We start from the raw sequence: 16,237 nt of genomic DNA, 5'->3' as shown, positions 1-16,237 counted from the left end.
TATTTTCTCAGGATCATTCCGCATGATCCGGCCGATAACAAGACGAAACAGGGAGTGGATTTTTTTGCCGGAACAAGATATGATCATCGTCCTGGATTTCGGAAGCCAATACAATCAGCTCATTACGAGGCGGATCAGGGAAATCGGCGTGTACAGCGAACTTCATCCCCATCATTTATCCGCGGAGGAAATCAAGAAACGGAAGGTGAAAGGAATCGTCTTTTCCGGGGGTCCGAAGAGCGTATACGATGAGGGGGCATACCGGTGCGACGAAAAAATCTTTGACTTGGGGATCCCCATTTTGGGCATTTGTTACGGCATGCAGCTGATCGCCCATCGGTTCGGCGGGGAGGTCCGTCCGTTGCCTTCCCGGGAGTACGGAAAAACGGAGATTTTTTGCCAAAGGAAAACGGCCCTTTTTGAACATACGCCGGAGAAGCAAATCGTATGGATGAGCCACGGGGATGTGATCAGCCGCCTTCCCGAAGGATTTTCCGCGGATGCGGTGAGCGAAAACGGGATCACGGCGGCGATCAGCGACGAAAAAAGGCGGATTTTCGCCGTCCAATTCCATCCGGAAGTGAGCCACAGCGAATATGGCCTGCAAATCTTGGAAAATTTTGCCCGCCATATTTGCGGCTGCGGGAAAAACTGGACGATGGACCGCTTCATTGACGAAGAAGCCGAAAGGATCCGGGAGACCGTCGGGGACAAAAGGGTGCTTTGCGCCTTGAGCGGAGGCGTCGATTCGTCGGTGACGGCCGCCCTTGTCCACAAAGCGGTCGGCGATCAGCTCGTCTGTTTGTTTGTCGACCACGGCCTGTTGAGAAAGGGAGAGGCGGAACAAGTGATGCGGACGTTCCGGGACCGGTTTTCCGTAGATGTCCGCATGGTCGACGCCAAAGAAAGGTTTTTGCGGCGGTTAAAAGGCGTCACCGATCCGGAGCGGAAGCGAAAAATCATCGGCGAGGAATTTATCCGGGTGTTCGAGGATGAAGTGGGCCGCATGGGCGACATTCCTTTTTTGGCCCAAGGAACTTTATATTCCGATTGGATTGAGAGCGGCACGGAAACCTCCGCGTCGATCAAATCCCACCACAACGTCGGCGGATTGCCGAAAAACCTGAATTTTTCCCTGCTGGAGCCGCTGAAATCGTTGTTTAAGGACGAAGTGCGCCTATTGGGGAAAAAACTGGGGCTTCCCGACGAAATCGTCTGGCGGCAGCCCTTCCCGGGGCCCGGCCTGGCGATCCGCGTCCTCGGGGAAGTGACGGAGGAAAAGCTGGAATTGGTCCGGGAGACGGACGCCATCCTGCGGGAAGAGATAAAAAAAGCGGGGCTGGACCGGGAAATCTGGCAATATTTCACCGTCCTTCCGGAGATCCGGACGGTGGGCGTGATGGGGGATCAGCGCACGTACGACTACACGGTGGCGATCCGGGCGGTGACCTCCGTCGACGGGATGACCGCCGACTGGGCGAAGATCCCTTGGCACGTCTTGGAGAAAATTTCAACGCGATTGGTCAATGAAGTGAAACGGGTGAACCGGGTCGTTTACGACATCACGAGCAAACCTCCCGCGACCATCGAATGGGAATGAGGTTCCGGTTTTTTTCGGAGGGATAGAAGCGTCTGGCCGGGGAGAACCGGCATGGGCCTGCATCGCGTCCCGGGATAGAAACGGGCCTCTGTCCGCGATGATCGCCCTTTGCGTTTCAGCGGAGGGCACGCCAAAGTAAACGAACATTTTTTGCCTTTTATGTTAAAATAGTTCGTTTATTGTATTGACATTCCGGCCATTTCTTTGTATTCTAAAGAAAACTGAATCGAAAACTCGTATAATTGCGGGAATATGGCCCGCAAGTCTCTACCAAGCTACCGTAAATAGCTTGACTACGAGGAGATGCGTGAGAGGAACGGGATGACGCCGCCCTTCCCCGTTGTTTTCTTTTTCCCGGCGGGGGAGCGGGACGGGCGGATCATGCCCTTCTTTCCGCGTACCCTCTCGTCAAGCTCCGGTAGTTTCACGGAGCTTCTTTTATTGCTTTCATTCGCCGCAAACCATCAAAAAAGGAAGGGAAGGTCATTCATGCGGAAATATTTCATGTTTGACGAGCTGGGTACCAATTATCGCCGGGAGTTTATCGGGGGGCTGACCACGTTCTTGTCGATGGCCTACATATTGGTGGTCAATCCGCTGGTTCTTTCCCTGTCTTCCGTTGAGGATTTCCCGGACGCCATGCGCATGGACAAAGGAGCGGTGTTTGTCGCCACCGCTTTGTCCGCCGCCATCGGCTCCCTGTTCATGGGGATCATCGCCAAATACCCGATCGCCCTCGCACCGGGAATGGGGTTGAACGCCTTTTTCGCCTTCACCGTCGTCCTGACGATGGGCATCCCGTGGCAAAACGCCTTGACCGGCGTCATGTTTTCCGGCCTGATGTTTATCATCCTGACATTATCCGGGATCCGCGAAAAAATCATCAATGCCATCCCCGAGGAATTGAAGTATGCCGTCAGCGCCGGGATCGGGCTGTTTATTACCTTCATCGGCTGCCGGAATGCGGGGATCATCGTCAACCACGATTCCACGCTGGTGACTTTGGGGGATTTTTCCAACGGGAATACATTGCTCGCCATTTTCGGGCTGTTCGTAACCGTCATTTTAATGGTGAGAAAGGTGAATGCCGCCGTTTTCATCGGAATGGTGATCACCGCCGTCGTCGGGATGTTCGCCAGCCTGATTGATACGCCGAGGCAAATCGTCGGGGAAATCCCCAGTATCGCCCCTACCTTCGGGGCGTCGATCGAGGCGATCATCCGCCATCCGGAGCAAATTTTTACGCTGGATATGCTGGCGGTCGCCTTAACCTTCCTGTTCGTTGACTTTTTCGATACCGCCGGCACCCTGGTCGCCGTCGCCAACCAGGCCGGTCTGTTGAAAAACAATCAGCTGCCCCGTGCCGGACGGGCCCTCTTTGCCGATGCGCTGGCGACCGTTTCCGGTTCCATTTTGGGAACGTCCACGGTCACTTCCTACATCGAATCTTCGGCGGGGGTGGCGGCCGGCGCCCGTTCCGGATTCGCCGCGGTGGTGACCGCCGCGCTGTTCCTGTTGTCCCTGTTTTTCTATCCGCTCTTGAGCGTCATCACGGAACCGGTAACCGCGCCCGCCCTGATCATTGTCGGGGTGCTCATGGTCTCGTCGCTGAACAAAATCGACTGGGGCCGCTTTGAAATTTCGGTTCCCGCCTTTTTAACGCTGACCGCCATGCCCCTTTCCAACAGCATCGCCAACGGGATCGCGGCCGGATTCATCTTCTACCCGATCACCATGATTTTGGCCGGGAGAAGAAGGGAGATCCATCCGATCATGTACGGCATGGCGGTGATCTTCCTCCTGTACTTTATCTTTTTAAGGTAGCGGGATAAACGGTCGGTTTTTCCATGGCGGGAAAACCGCCGGAAGGCATCGCCGGTTCCTGCCGCGCGGTCCCCGGGAAGGGGGCGTTGCGGGCGGACAGGGACCGGGCTTCAGGCGAACGGTCTGGAAAGGGATGAAAATCTGGCTTTTTTGGCGGATCAAGGTGTCCGGGGAGGAATCCTTCCCCGGGCACCTTTTGTTATGGATGGTTTCGGGGATCCCCATGCCCGTGTGTATGCCGGCGGAAAAGGCTGAAGGAAGCGGGGGATGCCAGCCGGAAAGACAAGTTTTCCACGGGAGATCCGGCGTGCCCGAAAGAGGCGACCCGGGAACCGGGAAGCCGCGATCCGCTCCCCGGAGGCATGCCGGACCGGGGGATGGCCGGATTGGGATCAGCGCACGGATCTTGCCTCCCGAAAAGTTCGCCCGCGAAAAAGCCATCCGCCGTCAAGGCGGCGCCCGCGGCCGGATCTTTCTTAATGGAAAGCCGCCGGGCAGGCCGGTCTGGATTCCGGCCACGGAAGTGCCGGGACGCGCAGATTCAGCCGGGATGAAAAAGGAGGCCGGAAGGGCGCCGGGAACGAAAGATTGCAAGGGGGCCAAGGGGCGCACGGCCGCGAAAATCCGCGTTTCTGACCGGCGGCAGGCGGAACGGCAAGGGCGCACAAAAAGCCTGCATTTTCCTTTTGAGGCTGGCCCCCGTATTATATAAAATGAAGAATAGGGAATCTTGAAAAAAGGTGAATGGGATGAAAAAAATCGTGATTGTCGGCGCGGGGATATTCGGCGCCTCCTGCGCCTATCATTTGGCCAAAGCGGGGGCGGACGTTTTGGTGATCGACCGCGGGGAAACGGGCCGTTCGACGGATGCCGCGGCCGGCGTCCTGTGCCCGTGGCTTTCCCAGCGGAGAAACAAAGACTGGTATTTGCTGGCCAAGTTGGGGACCCGTTACTTTCCGGAATTGGTGGAGGAGCTGGAAAAGGATGGGGAGACGGACACCGGTTACCGCCGGGTGGGCGTCATCACCCTCCACAGGGACCGGTCCAAACTGGAAAAAATGAAGGAAAGGGTCTTGAAAAGGCGGGAAGATGCCCCGGAGATGGGGGAGGTCCGCGAACTTGCGCCCGATGAGGCGGCGGAAATGTTCCCCTTGTTAAGCAAGGATTTTTACTTCCTTTATGTCAGCGGGGCGGCGAGGGTGAACGGCTCCGCCTTGAGGGAGGCCCTCCTCAATGCCGCAAAAAAACACGGCGCTAAAACCGCGATCCGCTCGGCGGAATTGGATTTCCAGGGAAATACGGTAACCGGAGTCTTCGCTTCGGGGGAATATTATCCGGCCGACACGGTGATCGTCGCCGCGGGGGCGTGGACGCCGGAGCTGCTGTGGCCCCTCGGGATCCGGATGAAGGTGCGGGGCCAGAAGGGGCAAATCGTCCATCTCCAGTTGAGAAACCGGGAGACGGAGGATTGGCCGATGCTCATGCTCCCGGAAAGCCAGTACATCCTGCCCTTTGACGACGGGAGGATTCTCGCCGGATCAACCCATGAAGATGATGACGCCTTCGACGAACGGGTGACGGCCGGCGGGCTGCATGCCATTTTGGACAAGGCCTTATCTGCCGCCCCGGGATTGGCGGAAGGGCAATTTCTGGAGGCCCGCTTCGGGTTCCGCCCCGTCGCTTCCGATTTTATGCCCGCTTTCGGGCCCGTCCCGGGATTCGACGGTTTGCTGGTCGCCAACGGGCTCGGTTCTTCCGGTTTGACGGTCGGGCCCTATCTCGGGCTGCAGGTGGCGAAGATCGCCCTCGGGGAAAAATGCGATGTCCCCCTATCCCCCTATGATGTATCCAGGATTATCGAACGGTGAAAAGGCGGGGAAGGTCGGCACCGGGGCCATACACCCGCGATAAAAAAGACTGAAATCGCGGGGATCCTTTCCGGGCGAACCGGTCATGAAGGCTATGAAACCGCGGAAAAAGAGGGAGAAAGGAAACCTTTGCCCTTTCGGAACGGCCGGCCTCCGCCGGGTGGGGGCTTCATTTTGCTTTCTTTCCCCCTCGGTACTCTTCCGTTACGCACCGCGATTTTCAGCGGCCGGGCGGGGAAGGATAAACGCCGGCCGCGCCTGGGGAGCGGCCGGACGCGGGAACGGAAATGGAGTGGAAGCAGCCGGCGCCGCAACCGGAAACGGGTTCCGGCTTTTTTCCCGGATTCCGGCGCAGCCGGCAAAATTTTTTCAAATTTGGAGGACCGAAATGATCGAACGTTATACAAGACGGGAAATGGCCGACATCTGGTCGGAGGAAAACAAATTCAAAACCTGGCTGGAAGTGGAAATTTTGGCCTGTGAAGCATGGGCCGAACTGGGCGTCATTCCGAAGGAGGATGCGGAAAAGATTCGCAAAAACGCCTCCTTCCGGCTGGACCGGGTGAAAGAAATCGAGAAGGAAACGAAACACGATGTGATCGCCTTCACCCGGGCCGTCTCGGAAACATTGGGGGAAGAACGGAAGTGGATCCATTACGGCCTGACGTCCACGGATGTGGTCGACACGGCCCTGTCCTGTTTGTTGAAACAGGCCAACCGCATATTGATCCGGGATATGGAGAGGCTTTTGCGGGTGATCCGGGAAAAGGCCGCCGCCCACAAATATACGATCATGATCGGGCGGACCCACGGGGTCCACGCCGAGCCGACCACCTTCGGCTTAAAGATGGCCCTCTGGCATGAAGAGATGAAGCGGAATCTGGCCCGCTTCCGGGCGGCCGCCGAGGGGGTGGAGGTCGGGAAAATATCCGGCGCCGTCGGCACCTATGCCAATGTGGATCCTTTCGTGGAAAAATACGTTTGCGAAAGGCTGGGCCTGCAGCCGGCGCCGATTTCCACCCAGACGCTGCAGCGGGACCGGCACGCCTACTACGTCGCCACCATTGCCCTCATCGCTTCCTCCATCGAAAAATTTGCCACCGAAATCCGGGGGTTGCAGCGAAGCGAAATCCGGGAAGCGGAGGAGTTTTTTGCGGCCGGCCAAAAGGGGTCTTCCGCCATGCCCCACAAAAGGAACCCGATCGGATCGGAAAACATGGTCGGCATCGCCCGGGTGCTCCGGGGCTATATGGCAACCGCCTACGAAAACATTCCCCTTTGGCACGAGCGGGATATTTCCCATTCGTCGGCGGAGCGGATCATTCTGCCGGATGCGACGACCCTGTTGAACTACATGCTGAACCGTTTTGCTTCCATTTTGGAAAACTTGACGGTTTATCCGGAAAATATGAAAAGAAACATGGAAAAAACCTTCGGGTTAATTTACTCCCAGCGGGTGTTGCTGAAGCTGATCGAGGCCGGCATGTCGCGGGAAGAGGCCTACGACACGGTTCAGCCCGTCGCCATGGAGGCTTGGGAAAAGCAAGTTTCCTTCCGGGGGCTTCTGGAAAAAAACGAAAGGATCCGGCGTTTCCTCACCCCGGAAGAGATCGCTGAATGCTTTGACAACCGTTATCATTTGAAATATGTGGATACGATTTTTGCCCGGCTGGGACTTGATGCGGAGGGAGAATAAGGACAGGATCCGGTTTGGGGTTCTTCGTCCCGGCCGGCGAAAAAGGCCGGGACGGTCCTTTTTGCAAGGGTTCTCCACGGATGGCGCCGTCCGCTTTTGCATCGGGATTTAACGGGTCCGCGGCTGCGGCCGTCCGGCATGGCGGGACTCACGTTGGCGGCCGCCTGGAAACCTTTGAAACTTTTTCGCAGGCTGGACAACTGACAAGGGATTTTCGGAAAATTACGAATATGCTGTTTATATCAATTTTAAAAAGACGTGGGACCTGCCCGCGCCAGCCATCGGGGAAGCGGCGGCCCCGCGGCCGGTTAAAGGCCTTCGTCGGCGGATTCTTCTCGCCCGCCTTCTCTCTCTTTCCCAAAATTCCGGGAAATGGTTTCCCGCCATTCTTTCATTTTCCGGTCGAAGCCGCCGGCCCATCCCTTTTTCGCCAGATCGGTGATCGGGCAATACCGGACGATTCCTTCCGCGACTTGATTAGCCGCCAACAGGATGATGAAGAAATACCCGCGCCTTCGCCAAGGCCGGCGAACGAGTTTGGCGGTGTACCAGGACAGCAGGGTCAAACCGGCCGTTATCCGGATTAAAGCGTTGATGATTCCGATATTTTTTTTCACATGCATGGCAAAAACCTCCCCTTCCGATTCGGGATGTCCGTTCAGCATTAGCCTTTCCAACGGAAACCGCAATATGCATGGGGATCCCCGTTTGAAATCCCGTTCTTTCTTTTTCCTTCCGGCTTTCTTCGCCGGCAGGTCCGGCCGGCGAAACGAAAGGCAAAATTGTCGGAAACCGATTTTTTTTTGTACGTTGATGCGTTAAAATGGTATAAACAAATTTTTGACAGAAGACAGGTGAGCCCTTTGAAAGGGAAAAAATGGCTGTTGATCTTCACCGTTGCCGCCGCGGTCGTTCTTTCCGCCTGCACAAAGGAGCGGGTTCCGGAAAAGGGAAGCGAAAGCCCGGCGGAAAACAAGCCGGAAGCCGTTGAAAAACCGTCCTATCCTTTTCCGTTGACCGGCCTTTTATCGGAGGAAAAGCCGAACCATCGGGCGATCACCGTCATGATCAATAACCATCCGAAGGCCCGTCCCCAATCCGGCCTTCAAAAGGCGGACGTGGTGATCGAGGCGCTGGCGGAAGGCGGCATCACCCGCTTCCTTGCCGTCTTCCAAAGCGAATTTCCGGAAAGAATCGGTCCGGTGCGCAGCGCGAGGGATTATTATATCCGGCTGGCCAAAGGCTTTGACGGCCTGTTCGTCTTTCACGGCTGGAGCCCCGAGGCAAAAAAATTAATCGAGAGCCAGTACATCGATTCCTTAAACGGCCTTTTTTATGACGGCACCCTGTTCCAGCGGGTCGCTTTCCGGCAGGCGCCGCACAATTCCTATATTTCCTATAAAAATATTTTAAAAGGGGCGGAAAAAGCGGGATGCGATCTGGACACGCCGCCGGCACCCTATCGTTTCCTGTCCGGCGGGGAGACCGTCGAAGGCGAAGATGTCCGCTCCGTCGCCGTCTCCTATTCCACCGATGATTTTCTCGTCCGTTACGAATACGATCCGGCGGCGGAAAAATATAAACGGTATTCCGGAGGGGCGCAAACCGTCGATTATGACACGGGCGATCCGGTCTTATTGGACAACGTGCTCATCGTGGAAATGGATCACGCATCGTTGAATGACGGATCGGGAAGGATCGCCATCGATCTGGAATCCGGCGGAAGGGGATATTTGCTGCAAAAGGGCAAGATGCGGGAGATCCGCTGGGAAAACGTGAACGGAAGGATCGTCCCGTACGACGGGACTGAACAAGCAAGGCTTGTCCCCGGCAAAACATGGATCAATATCGTTCCGGCCCCGATGGAAAACGTCCTTTCCGTGCCGGCGCAGTGAAGGGCAATAGCGAACGGTCATCCGGAAGCGGGGGCGGCAAGCCTCCCGCGCCGGAAACCGGTTTTTTCACATCCGAAACCGGTTGCATCGGATCGCGGACCGCACGGTTTTTCATAAAGCCACGACAAGAGGCAAGGGGGAAGAAAGAGAGAATGCAAATCGATAAATTGCGCGGAAGAGAACTCGATCAGCTGTTTGAAGCCATCCTTTCCTTGCGGAATTTGGAAGAATGCTACCGTTTCTTTGATGATCTGTGCACGGTCAATGAGCTCCTTTCCCTTTCCCAACGGCTGGAGGTGGCCCGCATGCTGAAGGAGGGGGCGACCTATCACGAAATCGAAGAAAAAACCGGCGCCTCCACGGCGACGATTTCCAGGGTGAAACGCTGCCTGCAATACGGCAGCGACGGATATCAGCTCGTTTTGCGCCGGATGAAGGAGAAACAAGGGCATCCGGAGGGAGGGAAGGGGTAAGCGGAACCGAAGCTGGACTTGGTTTTCTGGCGGAAAATCAAGTCTTTTTTTGCATTCGGAAGGGGAAACCGGGAGCCGGGTGCCGAACGAAAACGGCCGTCCGCCCCGTATTTGCCATGGTTTTCAGCGATGGCGGATCCGTGCCCGGGCCTTCCGCCGGAACATGGGGACGTAGACGGCGGAAAACGTTCGGTTTCGTCACCTTGCGTCTATCCTTCCGCCGGAATAGGGAGGCGTGGACGGATGGTTAAAAGGGACGGATTTAATGATATCGCGCCGTGCCCCCCTTTTTTCGGCGCCCTTTCCGTTTCTGCCCCGATCCTTTTCCCCCTTATTTTTCCTCCGTTTCAAAGATTTTATCCGGCGGTAAGGAATGTTATAATTATTAGACGGAATAACCGATGGAGGAACCGTGAATGGAGCATTTTCGCGAGTGGAAACATATCTTTAAACTCGATCCGAATAAAGAGATTTCCGACGACGCTTTGGAAAAGATCTGCGAATCCGGAACCGACGCGGTCATGATCGGCGGAACGGACGGAGTGACGGAAGAAAAGGTCGTGAATTTAATGGCCCGGGTCCGGAGATATTCCGTTCCCTGCGTTTTGGAGATTTCCGACATGGACGCGGTCGCTCCCGGATTTGACTTATATTTTATCCCTTCGGTGTTGAACAGCAAAAGGAAAAAATGGCTGATCGACGCCCATGTGGAAGCCGTGAAAAAATACGGGCCCCTCATCAATTGGGATGAAATCGTCATGGAAGGCTACTGCATTTTAAATCCCGACAGCAAGGCCGCCGCCCTGACGGAAGCCGCCGCCGATTTGTCCCTCGATGATTTGCTCGCCTACGCCCAAGTGGCGGAGAAAATGTTTCATTTTCCCGTTTTTTATCTGGAATACAGCGGTACATACGGAGACCCGGAAACGGTCGCCAAAGTGAAATCGGCTCTGTCGGACACCGTCCTGTTTTACGGCGGGGGGATTCGAACCCCCGAACAGGCGGAAGCGATGGCCCGGCATGCCGATTGCATCGTCGTCGGCAACAGCCTGTATACCGACCTGGAGAATGCGTTGAAAACGGTGAAGGCCGCCAAGGGAGCCAAGTGAAGGGCCCCCTCCTTCCGTCCGCACCGGGTTTCCGCCGCATGCGGGCAGGAAACCCTTCGCGGAAGGCTTTCCCCCGCGGGGAAGTTCCCCCGAGGGGAAGAAAGGCCGGATGCGGCCATCCGTCCGGCCCTTTCCCCGCAATTGGTCCGGAAGGTTTCGGACAGGCGGCAAAATTGGATAAGGGTGATTGTCGTGAATTTTTTATCGGAACGTTTGCTCAGAGGTTTAAATAAACAGCAGGAGGAAGCCGTTAAAACGACGGAAGGCCCCCTGTTGATCATGGCCGGCGCGGGGAGCGGGAAGACGCGGGTGTTGACCCACCGGATCGCCTATTTGATCGCGGAAAAAGGGGTCAACCCCTACAATATTTTGGCGATTACGTTTACCAACAAAGCGGCCAGGGAAATGAAGGAAAGGGTGGAGAAGATCATCGGCGGAACGGCCGCCGAAGTCTGGATCTCCACCTTTCACGCCATGTGCGTGAAGATTTTGCGCAGGGACGCCGACCGGATCGGGATCAGCCGCAACTTTACGATCTTGGATACGACCGACCAGCTGTCCGTGGTCAAGACGGTGCTGAACGAATTGAACATCGATCCGAAAAAATATGACCCCCGCGGCATTTTGGCCGACATTTCCGGCGCGAAAAACGAACTGGTCGACGCCAAAACCTTCGCCGGGAAAAATGAGGGCGATCTTTACGGACAATTGGTCGGCCGGGTCTATCTGGAATACGAGAAAAAATTGCTGCAAAACGACTCCCTCGATTTTGACGACCTCATTATGAAAACCATCTTGCTCTTTAAGCGGGTCCCGGACGTGCTGGAATATTACCAGCGGAAATTTCAATACATCCACGTCGATGAATATCAGGACACGAACAGGGCCCAGTACGAACTCGTCCGCCTGCTTTCGGCCCGGTTCCAAAACATCTGCGTCGTCGGCGATTCCGATCAGTCGATCTACCGCTGGCGGGGGGCGGACATCTCCAATATTTTGTCCTTTGAAAAGGATTATCCGAAGGCGAAGGTGATCTTGCTCGAGGAAAACTATCGTTCGACGAAAAATATTTTGGCCGCGGCGAACCATGTGATCGAGAACAACATCAACCGGAAGCCGAAAAAGCTGTGGACGAAAAACGGAAAAGGGGAGCCGGTCTATTATTACCGCGCCGTAAACGAGCAGGATGAGGCTTTTTTTGTCGCGGGGAAAATCAAGGAGCTGGCGGAAAAGAAAGGGCGGAAATATTCCGATTTCGCCGTATTGTACCGCACCAACGCCCAATCCCGGGTGCTGGAAGAAATGCTGATGAAAGCGGGCATCCCGTATGTCATCGTCGGCGGCACGAAATTCTATGAGCGAAAGGAAATCAAGGATTTGATCGCCTATATGCGGCTGGTGGCCAATCCGAACGACGACATCAGCTTTTTGCGGGTCATCAACGTGCCGAAACGGGGCATCGGGGCGAGCTCCCTGGAAAAAATTTCCCGGTACGCGACGGAACATGAATGTTCCCTGTTCGCGGCCCTCGCCGAAGCCGAATCCATCGGCCTGGGCGGGAAAGCGGAAAAATCCGCCGCCGAATTTTCTCAGTTGATCAGCCAGCTCCATAAGATGCAGGATTACCTGTCGGTCACCGAGCTGGCGGAAGAAATTTTGCAGCGGACCGGGTACCGGGAGATGCTGAAGCTGGAAAAGACCCTCGAGGCGCAAAGCCGCCTGGAAAACATCGAAGAATTTTTATCCGTTACGAAAAATTTCGAGGAAGAAAACGAGGACCGTTCCCTGATCGCCTTTTTGACCGATTTGGCCCTCGTTTCCGACATCGACCGGATCGATGAGGGAGAAAAGAAGGGGGACGCGGCCTTCCTGATGACCTTGCATTCCGCCAAAGGGCTGGAATTTCCCGTCGTGTTCATCACGGGAATGGAGGAAGGGGTATTCCCCCACAGCCGAAGCTACGAAAGCGATGAAGAGATGGAAGAAGAGCGCCGGCTGGCCTATGTCGGCATCACCCGGGCCAAGGAGGAGCTCTACTTGACGAACGCGCAAGTCCGCACCCTGTACGGCTATTCGAATATGAATCCCCCTTCCCGGTTTTTGTCGGAGATACCGGACGAGTATTTGCGGCCGTTGGGCAGGATGCCGGCGGGGGAAAGCCGGGAAAAAAGGGTCCGGGAGATCGTCTTCGCCCCGTCCGAAGGGGCAACGGAACAGTCTTGGAAACCGGGGGACAAAGCTTACCACAAGAAATGGGGAACCGGGACCGTCGTCGCCGTCAAGGGAGAGGGCGAGAATCTGGAACTGGACATCGCCTTTCCCCGGCCGATCGGGATCAAGCGGTTGCTGGCGAAATTCGCCCCGATTACCAAGCAGTAATATTTTCAATGAATCGTTCGAAGGGTGAGAAGCGATGGATATCCGAGAAGCGGAAAAAAGGGCGGAAGAATTGCGGCGCTTGCTCAATCAGTATAATTACGAATATCACGTGCTCGACCGGCCGAGCGTCACCGACCAGGAATACGACCGGCTCATGCAGGAACTGATCGCCCTGGAAGAAAAATTCCCCGAGCTGGTGACCCCCAATTCCCCTACCCAACGGGTCGGCGGGGAAGTTTTGGCCGGGTTTCAGAAAGTCGTTCACCGGGTGCCGATGCTGAGTTTAAGCAACGCGTTCAACGAAGGGGATCTCCGCGATTTTGACCGGCGGGTCCGCCAGGCCGTCGGCGGGGATTATTCCTATGTTTGCGAATTGAAAATCGACGGGCTCGCCGTTTCCCTGCGCTATGAGGACGGGGTTTTCGTCCAAGGGGCCACCCGCGGCGACGGCACGACCGGGGAAGATATCACCGCCAATTTGCGTACGATCCGTTCGATTCCCCTGGAGCTGAAGGAGAAGGTGACCATCGAGGTGCGCGGGGAGGCCTTCATGCCGAAAAAAGCCTTCCTCGCCTTAAACAAAAAACGGGAGGAAAACGGGGAAGAGGTGTTCGCCAATCCCCGCAATGCGGCGGCGGGATCCTTGCGCCAGCTGGACCCGAAAATCGCCGCCTCCCGCCAGCTGGACATTTTTTTGTACGGCATCGGCTATATCGAAAACAAGAGGATCGAAAACCACAGCGAAGGCCTCGATTATTTGGATTATCTCGGATTTAAAACGAATAAAGAGCGAAGGAAATGCAAGAACATCGACGAAGTGATCGCCTACATCGAGAAATGGCAGAAGGAACGGAACAATCTTCCCTACGAGATCGACGGGATCGTCATTAAAGTCGACAGTTACCGGCAGCAGGAGATGCTGGGGAATACCGCCAAAAGCCCCCGCTGGGCGATCGCTTACAAATTTCCCGCGGAAGAAGTGGTGACCCGCCTGATCGACATCGAATTGAGCGTCGGAAGAACGGGGGTCGTGACGCCCACCGCCGTCCTGGAACCGGTGCGGGTTGCCGGGACGACCGTTCAGCGGGCTTCCCTCCACAATGAAGATCTCATCCGGGAAAAGGACATCCGGATCGGCGATGCCGTCGTCATCCGGAAAGCGGGCGACATCATTCCGGAAGTGGTGCGCGCCTTGCCGGAACGAAGGACGGGGGATGAAAAACCTTACGCCATGCCTGAAAACTGCCCCGAATGCAAAAGCCGCCTCGTCCGCCTGGAAGGGGAGGTGGCGCTGCGCTGCATCAATCCGAAATGCCCGGCGCAAATCCGGGAAGGATTGATCCATTTCGCATCCCGGGATGCGATGAATATTGAAGGAATGGGGGAAAAGGTGGTCGCCCTGCTGCACAAGAAGGGGCTTGTGGAGGATGTGGCCGACATTTACAAATTGCGAAAGGATCAATTGACGGGCTTGGAACGGATGGGCGACAAATCCGCCGACAACCTCCTCCGGGCCATCGAGTCATCGAAGCGAAATTCCCTCGAACGGCTCCTTTTCGGGCTCGGCATTCGCCACGTGGGTGCCAAGGCGGCAAAAATTCTCGCCGCCCGATTCCAAACCCTCGACCGGCTGATGGCCGCCTCCCGGGAAGAGCTGATGGAAATCCGCGAGATCGGGGAAAAAATGGCCGATTCCATCGTCACCTTTTTCCGCATGCCCCAGGTGCGGGAATTGGTGGAGGAGCTGAAATCCCTAGGGGTCAATACGGTTTATCAAGGCGGGCAATCCCTTGACGCCGGACAGAAGGATTCGCCCTTCGCCGGGAAAACTGTCGTTTTGACGGGGAAATTGGAAAGATTTACAAGGAACGAAGCGAAGGAACTGATTGAAAAATTGGGCGGCAACGTAACCGGAAGCGTCAGCAAAAATACGGATATCGTCGTCGCCGGCACCGATGCGGGATCCAAGCTGACGAAGGCCCAAAGCCTGGGCGTTGAGATTTGGGATGAGGCGAGGTTTTTGAAAGAATTGGAAAATCAAGAGGTGTTACCATGAAAAGGCGGCTCTTCATCCTTTGCTTGCTCCCCTTTTTCCTGGCGGGATGTTTTCCCCATGTGGATAATCCGGAAGAGGTCATCCAGGAAAACAATAAGACGCAGGAAGCGGAAAAATCCATCGTTCCCAACTACCAGATTTCCGATTCCTATTACAGGACCGCTTTGCCTTTTACGCCTTCCGGATCCCGGGGAACGATCGTTTACAATTTGAGCTCCCGCTATGACAGCGACGAATTTGAGGAAGGCCTCCTTCGCCTCGCCCAGAAGGTTTTTCCGACCGACGAATACATCTTTCAGGAAGGCCAGTATCTGGATGAGGAAACGGTCACCCGCTGGCTGAGCCGGAAGATGACCGCCGCCCAATTGAAAGAAAAGGGGATGAGCGAGGAGCAAAATCTCGGGTTGAACCCTGTCGTGGCGGATGAAAACAATGCCGAAGAGCAGGAAAAAAATCCGATCTATTTATCCCATATTTTGGAGCATAACTTTTTGAAAAAATCGGAGAAGAACAAGGTGAAACCGGCCGGCCTGTCCATCGGGCTCGCCATGAATTCGGTCTATTATTACACGGTGGAGGAAAAGGGCGGCGGGACAAAGGAATTGAAGGTAAAAATTTCCGAGAAAAAGATCATGGAAAAGGGCAGGGAAATGGCCCAGGAAATCGTGAAACGCCTCCGCCAAAAGAAGGAGGTCGGGGACGTCCCGATCCTGGTCGGCATCTATAAACTGGAGGACAGGACTTCCGTCGTGCCGGGGCATTTCATCGCCTACGGCTATGCGGAAAAAGGGACGTCGCTGAAATGGGAAACCGTCAATGAGAAGTACGTCCTCTTCCCGTCGAGCGAAGCGAAGAAATACAGCGCGGACTACAAGCAGTTTCAAACCTTCCAGGACCAGGTCAGCGAATATTTCCCGAACTACAACGGCATCGTTGGGCGGGCCTTTTATGTCGATGATGAATTGAAGCAGTTGAAGATCGATATTTCCATGCAGTTTTACGGGAAGACGGAAGTCATCGGGTTCGCCCAATATATCGCCGGGCTCCTCTCCTATTTCCCGAAACAATGGTCGGTGGAAGTGAACCTGAAATCCCAGGACGGCATGGAGGCGCTCATCCTTTGGGAGCCGGACATGGATGAACCTTTCGTCCATATTTATTAGTTTTCCGGCGAATCGGGGCGCCAGATCCGCGATGCGGGCCTTCGGCGCAGGAGATGCCGGGGAATGGAAAGACTCGCTTTTCATCCGGCCGCGTCAAAGGGAAGGGAATGGAGGCACGGCGGCCGAAAGGCGCGGCCGTTGAACGACCGTTCGGGAACATGATAGAATGAGGTT

General features: G+C 55.7%; 11 protein-coding genes and 1 riboswitch. Of the genes, 10 read left to right on the top strand and 1 reads right to left on the bottom strand.

The window, feature by feature from the left end:
• Nucleotides 1–22: 22 nt before the first annotated feature.
• The 4 genes from guaA (at nucleotide 23) to purB (ending at nucleotide 6,988) form a co-directional block, all read left to right on the top strand.
• Nucleotides 23–1,600 carry a glutamine-hydrolyzing GMP synthase gene (gene guaA, locus A3EQ_RS0101435; protein ID WP_051091382.1) on the top strand — a complete coding sequence of 526 codons (1,578 nt, stop codon included), beginning with the start codon at nucleotides 23–25 and terminating at the stop codon, nucleotides 1,598–1,600.
• Nucleotides 1,601–1,814: 214 nt separating this feature from the next.
• Nucleotides 1,815–1,916: riboswitch (purine riboswitch) on the top strand.
• Between the two features lie 173 nt (nucleotides 1,917–2,089).
• Entirely contained in the window at nucleotides 2,090–3,424 is a 1,335-nt protein-coding gene (locus A3EQ_RS0101430; RefSeq protein WP_026499647.1) for an NCS2 family permease, read from the top strand.
• A 749-nt stretch (nucleotides 3,425–4,173) separates the two neighbouring features.
• A complete protein-coding gene (locus A3EQ_RS0101415; RefSeq protein ID WP_020153400.1) occupies nucleotides 4,174–5,292 on the top strand; it encodes an NAD(P)/FAD-dependent oxidoreductase in 1,119 nt (372 codons plus the stop codon).
• A 388-nt stretch (nucleotides 5,293–5,680) separates the two neighbouring features.
• Nucleotides 5,681–6,988, top strand: coding sequence for an adenylosuccinate lyase (purB, locus tag A3EQ_RS0101410; RefSeq protein ID WP_026499646.1), 1,308 nt, complete (start codon nucleotides 5,681–5,683; stop codon nucleotides 6,986–6,988).
• A gap of 308 nt (nucleotides 6,989–7,296) precedes the next feature.
• Here purB and A3EQ_RS21980 read toward each other — a convergent pair whose 3' ends face one another.
• A complete protein-coding gene (locus A3EQ_RS21980; protein WP_081626168.1) occupies nucleotides 7,297–7,611 on the bottom strand; it encodes a YgaP family membrane protein in 315 nt (104 codons plus the stop codon).
• 240 nt (nucleotides 7,612–7,851) lie between these two features.
• Here A3EQ_RS21980 and A3EQ_RS0101390 point away from each other — a divergent pair, with 240 nt between their 5' ends.
• The 6 genes from A3EQ_RS0101390 (at nucleotide 7,852) to A3EQ_RS0101355 (ending at nucleotide 16,063) form a co-directional block, all read left to right on the top strand.
• A complete protein-coding gene (locus tag A3EQ_RS0101390; RefSeq protein WP_154652802.1) occupies nucleotides 7,852–8,883 on the top strand; it encodes a DUF3048 domain-containing protein in 1,032 nt (343 codons plus the stop codon).
• A gap of 152 nt (nucleotides 8,884–9,035) precedes the next feature.
• On the top strand, nucleotides 9,036–9,356 hold the full coding sequence (locus A3EQ_RS0101385) for a YerC/YecD family TrpR-related protein (RefSeq protein ID WP_020153394.1): 321 nt from the start codon (nucleotides 9,036–9,038) through the stop codon (nucleotides 9,354–9,356).
• Between the two features lie 416 nt (nucleotides 9,357–9,772).
• Nucleotides 9,773–10,465: a heptaprenylglyceryl phosphate synthase gene (gene pcrB / locus A3EQ_RS0101370; RefSeq protein WP_020153391.1), complete on the top strand. Its 693-nt coding sequence runs from the start codon at nucleotides 9,773–9,775 to the stop codon at nucleotides 10,463–10,465.
• A 192-nt stretch (nucleotides 10,466–10,657) separates the two neighbouring features.
• A complete protein-coding gene (pcrA, locus tag A3EQ_RS0101365) occupies nucleotides 10,658–12,844 on the top strand; it encodes a DNA helicase PcrA (RefSeq protein ID WP_026499645.1) in 2,187 nt (728 codons plus the stop codon).
• A 34-nt stretch (nucleotides 12,845–12,878) separates the two neighbouring features.
• A complete protein-coding gene (ligA, locus tag A3EQ_RS0101360; RefSeq protein WP_020153389.1) occupies nucleotides 12,879–14,900 on the top strand; it encodes an NAD-dependent DNA ligase LigA in 2,022 nt (673 codons plus the stop codon).
• On the top strand, nucleotides 14,897–16,063 hold the full coding sequence (locus A3EQ_RS0101355) for a CamS family sex pheromone protein (protein ID WP_020153388.1): 1,167 nt from the start codon (nucleotides 14,897–14,899) through the stop codon (nucleotides 16,061–16,063). Before ligA ends, A3EQ_RS0101355 begins: the two co-directional genes overlap by 4 nt.
• The last annotated feature ends 174 nt before the right edge of the window (nucleotides 16,064–16,237 follow it).

This window comes from Caldibacillus debilis DSM 16016 (assembly GCF_000383875.1).
Classification (GTDB): Bacteria; Bacillota; Bacilli; order Bacillales; family Caldibacillaceae; genus Caldibacillus; species Caldibacillus debilis.
This window is presented reverse-complemented; position numbering and strand designations above follow the sequence as displayed.

Bases quoted from the DNA above. Each gene is read 5' to 3' on its own strand.
- guaA (WP_051091382.1), top strand. From the start codon at position 23: ATGATCCGGCCGATAACAAGACGAAACAGGGAGTGGATTTTTTTGCCG.
- A3EQ_RS0101430 (WP_026499647.1), top strand. From the start codon at position 2,090: ATGCGGAAATATTTCATGTTTGACGAGCTGGGTACCAATTATCGCCGG.
- A3EQ_RS0101415 (WP_020153400.1), top strand. From the start codon at position 4,174: ATGAAAAAAATCGTGATTGTCGGCGCGGGGATATTCGGCGCCTCCTGC.
- purB (WP_026499646.1), top strand. From the start codon at position 5,681: ATGATCGAACGTTATACAAGACGGGAAATGGCCGACATCTGGTCGGAG.
- A3EQ_RS21980 (WP_081626168.1), bottom strand. From the start codon at position 7,611: ATGCATGTGAAAAAAAATATCGGAATCATCAACGCTTTAATCCGGATA.
- A3EQ_RS0101385 (WP_020153394.1), top strand. From the start codon at position 9,036: ATGCAAATCGATAAATTGCGCGGAAGAGAACTCGATCAGCTGTTTGAA.
- pcrB (WP_020153391.1), top strand. From the start codon at position 9,773: ATGGAGCATTTTCGCGAGTGGAAACATATCTTTAAACTCGATCCGAAT.
- ligA (WP_020153389.1), top strand. From the start codon at position 12,879: ATGGATATCCGAGAAGCGGAAAAAAGGGCGGAAGAATTGCGGCGCTTG.
- A3EQ_RS0101355 (WP_020153388.1), top strand. From the start codon at position 14,897: ATGAAAAGGCGGCTCTTCATCCTTTGCTTGCTCCCCTTTTTCCTGGCG.